General features: G+C 66.0%; 8 protein-coding genes. 4 read left to right on the top strand and 4 right to left on the bottom strand.

What is annotated here, in order from left to right:
• Positions 1-126: 126 nt before the first annotated feature.
• On the bottom strand, positions 127-3,909 hold the full coding sequence (locus tag LBC97_01820) for a hypothetical protein (protein MDR2564798.1): 3,783 nt from the start codon (positions 3,907-3,909) through the stop codon (positions 127-129).
• A gap of 290 nt (positions 3,910-4,199) precedes the next feature.
• Here LBC97_01820 and tmk point away from each other — a divergent pair, with 290 nt between their 5' ends.
• From tmk to LBC97_01840, 4 genes are all read left to right on the top strand, one after another.
• Positions 4,200-4,889 (top strand): dTMP kinase, encoded by a 690-nt coding sequence (gene tmk / locus LBC97_01825; GenBank protein MDR2564799.1) that lies wholly within the window; start codon positions 4,200-4,202, stop codon positions 4,887-4,889.
• Entirely contained in the window at positions 4,886-6,049 is a 1,164-nt protein-coding gene (locus LBC97_01830; protein ID MDR2564800.1) for a DNA polymerase III subunit delta', read from the top strand. The genes tmk and LBC97_01830 overlap by 4 nt, the downstream gene beginning before the upstream one ends.
• Before the next feature lie 57 nt (positions 6,050-6,106).
• Complete coding sequence (locus tag LBC97_01835) at positions 6,107-7,621, top strand: alpha/beta hydrolase (GenBank protein MDR2564801.1); 1,515 nt, start codon at positions 6,107-6,109, stop codon at positions 7,619-7,621.
• Between the two features lie 140 nt (positions 7,622-7,761).
• Complete coding sequence (locus LBC97_01840; protein ID MDR2564802.1) at positions 7,762-9,405, top strand: signal peptidase I; 1,644 nt, start codon at positions 7,762-7,764, stop codon at positions 9,403-9,405.
• A 125-nt stretch (positions 9,406-9,530) separates the two neighbouring features.
• On the opposite strand, the gene LBC97_01845 is transcribed toward LBC97_01840, so the two are convergent.
• The 3 genes from LBC97_01845 to LBC97_01855 form a co-directional block, all read right to left on the bottom strand.
• The gene (locus LBC97_01845) at positions 9,531-10,907 is read right to left on the bottom strand and encodes an aspartate aminotransferase family protein (GenBank protein ID MDR2564803.1); all 1,377 of its coding nucleotides are present in this window, start codon (positions 10,905-10,907) and stop codon (positions 9,531-9,533) included.
• Positions 10,908-11,056: 149 nt separating this feature from the next.
• Positions 11,057-11,458, bottom strand: coding sequence for a hypothetical protein (locus tag LBC97_01850; GenBank protein ID MDR2564804.1), 402 nt, complete (start codon positions 11,456-11,458; stop codon positions 11,057-11,059).
• Between the two features lie 2 nt (positions 11,459-11,460).
• Positions 11,461-11,709: hypothetical protein (locus tag LBC97_01855; GenBank protein ID MDR2564805.1), on the bottom strand; the 249-nt coding region annotated here is incomplete at its 5' end.

The raw sequence follows: 11,709 nt of genomic DNA on the forward strand, positions 1-11,709 counted from the left end.
CACTGAGCGGGAGCATAGAGCCATGGCAGACGGCCCCGCGCGCGCGTTCCGCATCCACTGCGCGCGTGCTGAATGGGACCCGAGACGTGCCAGCGCAATTGGGGCGTCCTAGCAGATTGCAGTTGGTCACCGAGGCGTCACCTTCCAGATTTCCTTGCCCCGCCTTTTTGCCGTCGTGAAGCCCAAGCGCTTCAGATGACGGACCATCGCGTCGTTGGGTTCTCCCTTCGAAACTTCCACGGTTTTGCCTTCGGCTAGTTTCGCGTACTCGCCTCCCAGCGCGGCAAGAACGGTTGGCAACTCGCCTTGGTTGTCCCATGCGGCCAAGCGCGGGGATGCGATTCTCAGGAGAACAGCCCGGTCTGCGCCCGCTTGGGCAAGGACGGCGAAGCTTTCAAAGTCGATTGCAAACCCATCGTGAAGCACACGTCTTGCCAGGGTCGTGGCGGTGCCGCGACTCAGCACCTTCAGCCAACGTGGAGCATTCGTAACCAGCGTTTCTGCGAGGACCGGAGCCAGCAGGGGATCGTCGAGGATTGATGTGATCTCTGAGGAGGTTAGGCACAGCTCGGTCAAGAACTCTGCGGGGCGCTTCGAGACGACCAGCAGGGCGCGCTTCGTGGCCCAGGAGGACGCCCGCAGTCTTGTGAAAACGGCCCGGTCGTCGGCAACCATCCTTTGGCCGACGAGTTCGGGCAGGACTGCGTCGTCTTGAATGCCGGTCGGATCGAGGAAGGCCTCAAACCCAAGTCCATTTGCGAGGTCCAGACGCTTTACCAGAGCAACCTCCCGCGAACTGAGAACCGCGCTCGCTACGGCCACCTTGCGTGAATCTTCGATCCCCTTGAGTTCATTGATGGCATCCGCTTCGTTCAGGAACTTCGCCAGGGCGCTGTCCACTTCAGATACCACCGCAATGTACGCCTCGATGTTCCGGAAGCTCGGCTCGAACATGCGGTCATAAGCCAGGTCCGGCCAGAATGACCTGTCTACTGTGGTGATGTCGTCGATCACGCACCCGGGGCCAGCGCCGGCGATGACGCCTCTTGCGGCCAGCGGAGAAACACCTTGCAGGTCTTTCAGGACCCGCGTGAGCCCGGGTGCTCCCTTGATCGTCCACGGTCTGGTACCCGTCTTGGCGACCTCCTCTCGGAACAAAGCGAGGTAGTCATCGATCTCTTGCAGTAGGTACTCGTAGACTCCAGGGGCCGCAGAGAACACCTCGTCTAAGGAGAACCAAGAATCCCCTCCCATCACGATTGCGATATTGCGACGTGTAACCCGGAACAGGGACCTTGCGACGAGCGCGGAGCGTTGAGGCTCGGCAACGGCGCTGAGGTCCGAGGCCTTGGCCCCCCAACTGCCGAGAAGCGTAGCCAAGGCTTGCGCGACGGACGGATCGGTCGGTTCGGAGAAGCATCGCAATTCCCCCAGACAGCTATCCAGGCGTTCGCGCTCTTGGTCGTCGAATCGGTGGAAACCAGATGGCGCCTGGGTGGCAGAGAGAATCGCGGCGGACAGGCCGCCGAGCTTATCCGGCAACCAAGCGGAATTCAGATTTGACAGGTGTCCGAGTAGGAACTGAAAAATCTCAGGCCACAAGGTGGTCAAGCGCTCGAGCACTGGTGGTTTGTGCCATCCCTGCATCTCACCCAAGTAGAGACCAAGGAATTGCATTCCGGGCCCATCGCCCGCAACGAGGCGGCTGAACGGCTTGTCCAGTGCCGGCGGGTCGAATTTCGCATAGTGGTCAAGCACTTGGAAGTTGAAAAAACTGTTTCCGTCGAGGAAGCGCGCGCCCTCGGACTCTGCGATTGCCGGGATATCGATGTCGGGATCGTCGAAACGGAAACCGGGATCTGCAGTGTTGCGCTGAACGTTCTGGAGCACGAAGCGCAAGGCACCCGGGCTGAGGCGTCCGTGGTACTGGGTCGCGTACAACGTGAAGTTCTCGTCGATTAAGCCCTTGGAGAGAAGAACGCAGAATAGATCCGAATCCAACTGCGTCGCAGCATAGGCCGTTAGGCAGACGGCGTGCTTGGCACCAGCAGGCACGGCCGTGAGGTTGTCGCGCGCCATGAGATCCGCCATGGATGCCGTGGCCAGGTAGTGAAGCAATCCTTCGGTTTCAGCGAGCTCGGCTTCCAGGCGCTCTCTCTCGGCATGACGGTTCCCATAGAACAAGTCGCGATCCATTAGATGGGCAAGATCGACACCGCTGACTTGTAGGGATTGGCTGCTGTTCCGCGGGGTGAGCGCGGGAACATGGATAGTCACCTCGCCGCGCTCGGCCGCCAGCCAGAACTCGGGTTGACTCATCTCGTTGGTTGTGACAGTGCGCCGCGACATCTTCACGACGACGGGTCGGCCATTGGCTCCGCCGCTTCCAAGGGATTCGAGCGCCTTGAGGACCACTCCCAGCCGTTGTGCGAGTTCCGCGCTGTTCGGCACCGTTTCGTCAACCGCGCTCAAGCTGCTGCCGAGCTTGTCGGCCATGTTGATGAGGTAGCTGATCTGCGAGTTGACGATCACGCGATAGAACCGGTAGATGTCGTCAAGACGACTTGTTCCGAAGGCGATGTGCTCGAAATCCGCCAGGCGGAGGTTTTTGTATACGACCATCGCGAACAACTTGTTACGTTGCGCTGCTGAATCATCCGATCTCAACAGTCTGGAGGCGAAGACTGCGTATTCATTACGGATGTTCTTGACGAGGCGCATGTCGGTCAAATGCCCGGCTACCAGATGTAGTACCTCTGGAGAAGGCCGGACATCTTGCGCGAGGTCGGCGAACTGCGCCTCAACCAGATCCTGCGAGGCGCGGACCGATAGGAACGGCACCACCGGGATGACGATGTCGAAGAACTTTACGCGGTCGCTGGCGGCGTCGCTATTGGTTTGGGGGCCGTCTCCGCTGGTCGGTTCGAAGATGCTGTCGCGCAGCGCGTAGACAAACCTGACAGGACCGTCGTGGACGTCAGGGGAGCTGTTGACGACGGTGTTGAGCGAGCGCAGCGCCTCAAAGATCCGGGGCTCGTCGAAACGGTCCAGATCCTCGAAGATCACCGTTCTGACAGCCGTGGTTGCGAAGAAGTGGACTATCTCGTCTAGGTAGGAATCGAAGTACGTGTCGGCTCCCGCTTGAAGTGTGATTGTAGCGGAGCCGATCTTTGCTTCACTGAGATGGACGCCGCGGTATGCTCCCCGAAGAACCCCGTACGCGGCAAGACCGAGCAGCGCCGCGCCTGCCACTGTCAGGACCCACGCAACCGCAGCTGGTCGCGTGATCGCGTTCCAAACGAGCGGCTGGATGCGCCCTGGCGTCCCGAAACTGGCCGCCAGGAGGAAGGCGACAATCCCAACGGCGAACGCCCCGGTCACGCTGAGGCGCCTGCGGAAGGGCCTGATTCGGTCAAACCTCGAGGGGCTGGTCCTGTGCGCAGGCCGCCTGTACAGGATCTGTTTGACGATCTCCTTTTGGATGGCGTTGATCACACTCTCCGGATTGGCGTCGGGGTCTCGCCTATCGAAGGAGATTGCCGTCAGGGTCGACAGGTACAAGAAGATGGTTTCGCCGCCTGGTCGGCGACGCTTGAACTCGGCCAGGATGCTGCTCTTACCGCTTCCATAGGGTCCAGCCAAAGCGATGTTTCGCAAGTCATCGTGGCCAAAGGACTCGTTCAAGTGGTCAACATAGCCCGCGTGTTCGGCATCATCGAAAGCCGGTGTCAGCGGACGCAGGACGGGTACGGTGGTTCTTGGTCCGGTTTCCTGGGTCACGTCCGGCCGCGTCCACTCGACCAGCCGCCTGACCGGTCTGTGAAGCAGCCGCTTGGCGACGTCACGGAAGCGGCCCTCGCCGTCCCCGCCGCCCGAGTTTTTCTCTGCCGGGGCGACCTGTCGGGTCATGCAGGGCGTCTTTCGTCGGGTGCCACGGAGCCGGATCGCATGAGGCAATCCTATGGATCGGCACCGGCATCGCGGTGCCAGCGGTGCGGCGTTGCGGTCCGCTGCCTCCTCCCATGCGACGCTTCTTGTCCATTGAGGACGGAGCGGGACCTACCGCGGCAGCTGCGGCAGGTTACGCTGCTGGCGGGGTTGTAGCGCTTCTGACAACAGCGGGTCGTCAACTCGGCACCGGGCTTGGCGGCTTGGCCCCCTGTCGGCACGGTGTCGGTGCTCGGTGGGAGACTTGAGTCATGGATTCGTCGGTTGCGCCTTCTTCGCCGGTTGGGCGGTTCGTCGTGTTCGAGGGGGGGGACAGCGCCGGGAAATCGACGCATCTGAGGCTGCTGGCGGAGCGGTTGCGGGCCGAGGGGTACGCAGATGGTCCGGGCCTGCCCTCGCTGGTGGTGACGCGGGAGCCGGGCGGGACCGAGTTGGGCGTTCAGATCAGGGAATTGTTGCTGCACGGCGGGGAGGTGGCACCGGCCGCGGAGGCCCTGCTTTACGCGGCGGACCGCGCGCAACATGTGGCCCAGGTGTTGCGGCCGGCGCTCGCGCGGGGGGACTTGGTGATCTCCGACCGCTACCTGGATTCGTCGATCGCCTACCAAGCCGAGGGGCGGGGCTTGGGCGAGGCGGCCATCAGGCAGATCAACGCGGTGGCGACCGGGGGCCTGACACCGGACCTGACCATCTTGTTGGACATCACGCCGGACGCGGCGGCGGCGCGGCGGGACCGGCCGGAGTTGGTCGAGGACCGGATAGAGCAGGCGGGGACCGATTTCCACGCCGATGTGAACCGGCGCTACCGCGAATTGGCCGCAGCCGCTCCCGCGCGCTACGTGGCCTTGGCCACGGTGGACCCCAAGGACGTTGTCCACCAGCGGATTTGGGAAGCCGTGCGACCCCTGCTGGCTGCGGGTGGGACGGAGGCGCGGACATGAGCGTGTGGGACGCGGTGGTCGGTCAGCCTGCCGCCGTGGCGCAACTGAGCCACGCGGCAACCAGCCCGGAGGCCATGACCCACGCCTGGCTGATCACCGGGCCGCCGGGGTCCGGCCGGTCGGTGGCGGCGCGGGCTTTCGCGGCGGCCTTGCAGTGCGAGGAGGGCGGGTGTGGCGAGTGCCATGCCTGCCGTTCGGCGCTGGCGGGCAGCCACCCGGATGTGCTGGACACGGCGACCAAGAAAGTCGTCATCGCGATTGACGACGTTCGCGAATGGGTCACCCTGGCGTCCCGCACGCCGTCGCAGGGCCGCTGGCGGGTCATCATTGTGGAAGACGCGGACAGAATGCTGGAACGGACCGGCAACGTCCTGCTGAAGGCCCTGGAAGAACCGCCGCCGCACACCGTTTGGATTCTTTCCGCCCCCCGGCCGCAAGATGTTTTGGTGACGATTCGCTCCCGATGCCGTCGGGTCGCCCTGGGCATACCTCCCGTGGACGCGGTCACCCGGCTTTTGGTTGAGCGTGACGGAGCCGATCCGGAAACGGCCCGCCTGGCGGCGCTGGCGTCCCAGTCGCACATCGGGGTGGCCAGGCGGCTGGTCCGCGATCCGGCGGCGGGCGAGCGCCGCCGGCAGGTGCTGGCCATTCCGAAGGCGGCTTCCTCGGTGGCGCGGGCCGTGGCGGCCGCCGGCCAACTGGACGCGGTGGCGAAGGCGGAGGCGGAAGCCGTGGTCCAAGGGCGCGAGGCGCAAGAGCGGACGCAGCTCTTGGCGCAGTTGGGCGAGCCGACCGGCAAGAAGGTGAGCGCGTTCGCGCGGGCGCGGCTGCGGGAGTTCGACGAGGAGTCGACCAAGCGGGCCCGGCGCACCCAAGCCGACAGCCTGGATCAGGCCCTGATCGACTTGTTGGCGTTCTACCGGGACGTGCTGGCGGTGCAGGTCTCGGCGGGGGTTGAGCTGATCAACGCCGTAGACGCCGATTTGGTGGCGGAGCAGGCGCGCACTTCCACGCCCCAGGAGACCATGGTCCGGTTGGAGGCGGTCGAGGTGGCCCGGCAACGGCTCGGAGCGAACGTGGCCCCCGCTTTGGCGCTGGAGGCGATGGCCGTGGTCCTCGCCATGCCGGCGTTGGCCGAGGAGGGCGCGGGCCAGCGGTGAGGGAGGGTCGACGGTCTGCGCGGTCAAGTGTGCGAGAGTAAAGGGGTGAAACGAAGCATGAGGCAAGCTTTGACAATGGTGGGGCTATTGGCGGTCGCGGGGGGAATGACGCTGACTGGATGCGCGCTCCAACCAAGAACCCCGGTCAGTTCGCCGCCGCCATCCTCGGCGCCAGTTGTCACAGACCGGGTGGTGCCGGACGGCTGGGAGCGTTGCACGGCTGCCGCGAACGCCGAATGCACCACCCTGGAAGTTCCCCTGGATTGGGACGACCCGGACGGCGAGACGATCGAACTGGCCATTGCGCGGGTCCCCGCGACCAACCAGGACAAGCGGCTGGGTTCCCTGTTGGTCAACCCCGGCGGTCCGGGCGGGAGCGCCATAGGGTCCCTGCGTGACAGCCTTTTGCCGTCCATCAGCAAGGATGTGCGCGCCCGGTACGACATTGTGGCGTTTGACCCCCGCGGGGTTGGCCAATCCACGCCGGTGACTTGCTACACCGAAGCCGAGCAGCTTGACGAGTTCTTCGCGGCCGACTGGCCCCGGACGCCGGCGGGCTATGAGCAGTCTTTGGAAATCGTGGAGCCGTTCGCCCAGGCGTGCGCGGAGAACTCCGGGCCGCTCCTGGCCCATGTCGACACGGTCTCAGCGGCCAAAGACATGGACGCGATCCGCGGGTTCTTGGGGGACGAGAAACTCAATTTGCTCGGCTACTCCTATGGCACCTTCTTGGGCGCGACCTATGCCGACCTGTTCCCGGAAAAGGTGGGGCGGTTAGTTCTGGACGGCGCCCTCGACCCGTCGGTGGACGGCTCGCTGCATGAGGTGGAACAAGCGGCCGGTTTCGAGGGCGCGCTGGAGGCGTACCTTGAAGACTGCCTTGGCACTGACATCTGCCCGTTCGACGGCACCGTTGACCAGGCCAAGGCCGAAATCCACCAATTCCTGCTGGACGTGGAGGCGAACCCGCTGCCGACCAACGACCCGGACCGTCCGTTGACGCTGCCGCTCGCGATGAGCGGGATCATAGTCGCGATGTATGACGAGGGCAGTTGGATCATGGAGTCGACCGCGTTGCTTTATGCCTTGGAAGGCGACGGGTCCAGCCTGCTGTTGCTGTCCGACTTCTACTACGAACGCGAGAACGGCGAGTACGCCTCGAACCAGATGGAGGCGTTCATCGCCATCAACTGCGTGGACGACCGCCTGCCGGCCGACTTGGCGTCAGTCGAGGCCCATGCAGCCGCTTTGAAGGAAGCCTCGCCCACATTGGGGGAGTTCTGGGCCTACACCGAAAAGCAGTGCGAGGTGTGGCCGTATCCGCAAGTCGGCCAGCCGCATGTGATCAACGCGCCGGGGGCGGCGCCAATCCTGGTGATTGGGACCACCGGGGATCCAGCCACCCCGTACCATGGCGCGGTCGCGCTGGCGGACCAACTGGAGTCGGGCGTGCTGTTGACCTATCAGGGCAACGGGCACACCGCCTACGGCCGCTCGAATGATTGCGTCACCAAAGCCGTCGACACTTACCTGCTGGAAGGCACACCCCCTGAGGACGGCCTGACCTGTTAGGGGCTGCGGCCAAGGGCGAACGTGCGGCCGCGCAAGATTGGTAGGGCATAAGGGTCTCTAACGGTGCCCCCTTGGCCATATCCTTTACTTGTTCTTGTTCGCCCAAGCCGTCAACGCGGCGCTGACACGAGGGAATTCCGGTGAATTCTCAGGCCAAAGCCAGGAAAGCCTGGGGCAGTCTGTTCGCTGCCTGCGCCGGGGCTGTGCTGGTGGCCGTCTTGGCGTTGGCCGTCGCGGTGGGCGGTATCCCACTGCTTGTCCAAGGGCGGGCGTTGACCGTGTACGGCGACTCGATGAAGCCGGCCTTCGGCCGCGGAGACGTCATTGTGATCAGAGGCGTCAAAGACCCGGACTCGATCAAGACGGGCCAGATCATCAGCTACCGCACTGACGGCGCGGGCTCCCCGGTTGCCACTCGTCGCGTGGTCGACCAAACGGACCACGGGTCCGGACGGCGTTGGATTGTGCAGAGCGACGCCGACCAGGTCCGCGAAGAGGATTCGGTCGCCGAGAACCAGATTGTCGGGGTGTACATGTATCGCATACCGAAACTTGGCTACGCGGTCTCTTGGGCGAGCGAACACGGGATCGCGGTGATTCTGGCCGGCCTGGTCGCGGTCTTGGCCGCGGCCGTGGTGGTGCTGGTCGTGGCGCTGCGGCGGCGCTCCGGCATTCCGGGCTGGCACGGGGCCCCCGGCGACGGAAACGGTGGGAAGCCTTCGGCTGGGAGCCTCCAAGACGGTCCGGGCGCAGGCGCCCCGCCCGCCGGGGCGGAACGCCCGTTGGCCGCAGAGCGCGGCCGGGTGGACGGTGGCGCAGGTCAGCCGGGCCGAGACGGCGGGCAAGAACCGCAGACCGGTCGCGCCGCTGGCCGGCCCGGAGGGCGAGAGCCGCAGACTGGCCGCGCCGCTGGCTGGCCTGAACGGGACGCGGTGCCCCGCGCCCCGCAGCCGCCCCCAAGCGGGGCGGCGTCCGCCGCGCCGCCGCGCCGCCGCGCCGACGCCAAACGGGCCGACCTGCTCGACACGCTGACCGGTGTGGAAAGCCTGCGGCCCAAACCGGTGCCGTGGCTTCCCGGCCCCGGCCGGTCAAACGACCGGCCCGCGCCACGGTCCGGCCGCGATGTGCCGACCTGGGATGACGTGGCGGCGGAGCCGTCCCGCCCGGCGCCGCGACTGGAACGGCTGGTCACCACCAGGCCGGAGACTTTGGCGAAGCCGGTGGCGTTTGTCCCCACAGGCCCGGCCATGGAAGGGCACTCGACCGGCGAATTGCCGGTCCGCCACCCCCGCCGGATCGCCGGCGAACACTCGCTGGCGGACAAGATCCCGCACGCGCGGGTGCCGGTGCACCCGACGGGAGACATGCCGCCGGTGCCGCTGCTTTCTGAAGACGCCCTCTTGGTGGCGTCCCCGCCCGCCCCAGCCAGGCGGTCCGGACCGCCGATCGCCGCGCGCATTCCAAGAGCGCAAACCCCTCCGAGCCCGCCGCCGCCTCTGCCGGCCGTGCGGATTGAACGCGCCTTGCCGTTCCACGACGGGCCGGAACGCGGCCCGGTCGAAGACGGCCGTCTTGGCGGCTGGCCACAGCGTTCGGCCGGTCCCGAACGGATGGAGCGCGGGCCGCTTGGCGCGGGCCAAGGCTCCGGCGGAGCCTTCGAGCCGCTGAAGCAAAGAGCCGCCCAAGTCATGCACGAGACCGGCGAGCTCCGCCTGGTCCGCGAGTCGCGAAAGCCTCGGGTGATCAGCCGAAACGGCTCGCCGCCCGCAGACGACCAGCGCTGACCCGTAGGACCGGCGCCAGGGCCCGGACGGCCGCGAAGCCGGCCAGCCCTGCCGGACGCGCGCGGAGCGTGGCCGCGGCGGGTGCTGGGGCTGGGCCGGACGGCATCGTGCGGCTGGGGCGTTTCCTACTTCGTGAGGTCGTGCGCCATTTCGTCGAAGGCGGCTATGTAGGCGTCAATGGCCTGGTCGGTGTGGGTGACCGAGAGGGTCCACTCCTCCTCGCGGCCGGGCGTCATGAAAATGCCGCGGTTCATGTTGAACAGCCAGGCCAAGTCGGTCAGCGGCACGTTCTGGTTGGCGAGGAACGTCTCATAGTCCACGATCTTGGTGGGCGAGAAGGTGACGCAGCCCTTGGACGCCAGCGAGACGGTGTAGCCGGGCAGGTTGTAGCGCTTGATGACGTCGGTGCAGCCTTCGGCGATCCTGTCGGCCAGGTGGTTCAGCCACTGGTAGGCCTCCGGGGTGAGGACTTTCTCGAGGGACGCGCGGGCGGTCGCCATCACAAGCGGGTTGCCGTTGTAGGTGCCGACCTGGTAGACAGAGTGGTCTTCCACCACGGACATGACCTCTTCCGTGCCGCCGATCGCGCCGGTCGGCAGCCCGCCGCCCAGCGACTTCGCCATAGTGACCATGTCCGGTTGCACGCCGAACAACTCGGTGGCGCCGCCCGCGGCAATGGTCAGACCGGTTTTGACCTCGTCGAAAATGAGCACGATGCCGTGCCGCTTGGTGATCTCCCGCACTTGCTCCAGGTAGCCGGGCTCCGGGAGCACAACGCCCAGGTTCATCATGGCGGCTTCCATGATCACGCACGCGGGCTTGCGCCCCTCGGCGTCAAGGCGCTCTATCCGCCGCTCCATGGCCCCCGCGTCGTTGAACGGAACGGCGATGGTCATGGCGGTGGTGGCGGCGGGGATGCCCGCGCCGTAGGCGAGCGAGGCCAGGTTCTCCCGGTCGCCGATCTTGTCGTAGGGCACGCCGATCGACACCATGACCGTGTCGTGGTGGCCGTGGTAGGAGCCGAAGATCTTCATCACCGTGTCCCGCTTGGTGTAGGCGCGGGCAATGCGGATGGCGTCCATGGTCGCCTCGGAGCCGGAGTTGACGTAGCGCCATTTGGCCATGCCGAAGCGCTTGGCCAGCTCGTTCGCAACGGCGATGGCGTCCTCGGTGGGGGCCGCAAAGTGGGTGCCGTGCGGATAGCGCTCCGTGATCGCCTGGCCTATGACCGGGTTGGCGTGGCCCTGCACCATTGAGCCGAAGCCGTTGTGGAAGTCCCAGAACTCGTTGCCGTCCACGTCCCAAACCTTTGGCCCCGCGCCGCCTTCCAGGTAGATGGGCCAGGGGTCGCGGAGTTGGTAGGAGCTGGCGACCCCGCCGCTGAGGTGCTCGGACGCGCGGCGGTAGTAGTCGCGGGAGGCTTCGGTGCGTTCGTTGAGGCGCGCTTCTTCGCGCGCCGTCAACTCGGCGATTCGGGTGGGGTCAAGTTGGACATATGACACTGTGGGTCTCCTTGCGAGCGGACTTTGCAAATGATCCACCCACATTACGGCACGAATGTTACAAGGTTGTGCCATGGGTGGAGCAGCTTCGCGCCCTCCCATTTCCGATGCCGTCCGTCCGGCCGGTCGGGGCGGCAGCCGGTCGGTTGTCATGGGTCGGCTGCGGGCAGAATTGCGATGCCGGGGTGGTCCGCCAGGAGCGCCCGGAGGTCGTCCGGGTCGGAGGTGAAGACCGCGACCAGCGGCTCGCCGGCCAGGACGGCGGTGGCGCAGACGATCGCGTCGATGGCGTGGCGGTGGCCGTGGCGCCGGGCCGCCCGCAGGAGGTCGGCCGCGACGAGGGCGGTTTGCCTGGTCGCGGCCTCCGTCTCAAATCCGCTGACCGCCCAGCGGACGGCCGCCGAACTCATGGCCGGGTTGATTCCCTCAACCAGCGCGACAGTACTGGCGACGACGGCCCGGCCATCCTCCGTGAGCCCTTTCACCAGCGCCGCCATTGCCCGGTCGCGCAGGATCAGGCGCGAGACGCCTTCCGAGTCGAGCACCAGCATGCTCACGCCTGCGCCGCGGTTTCGGTGCTCGCCTGCGCCCGGCTTTGGGCGTGGGCCCGCGCCAACCTTTCCATTTGGACGGCCACCTCTTCCGGCGTGATCTCGCCAAACTCACGCTCATACTCCTGGACGAACCGCCTTTGTGCCTCCAACCGCAATTCGCGCTTGAGAGCGCGTTCCATCAGCGAAGACGTGCCGCGCGGCCCGGCCACCGCCCGTGCGGCGGCCAGAGTTCCCTGGCTGATGGTGAC

The organism is Bifidobacteriaceae bacterium, from assembly GCA_031281585.1.
In the GTDB taxonomy this organism is placed as follows: Bacteria; Actinomycetota; Actinomycetes; order Actinomycetales; family WQXJ01; genus JAIRTF01.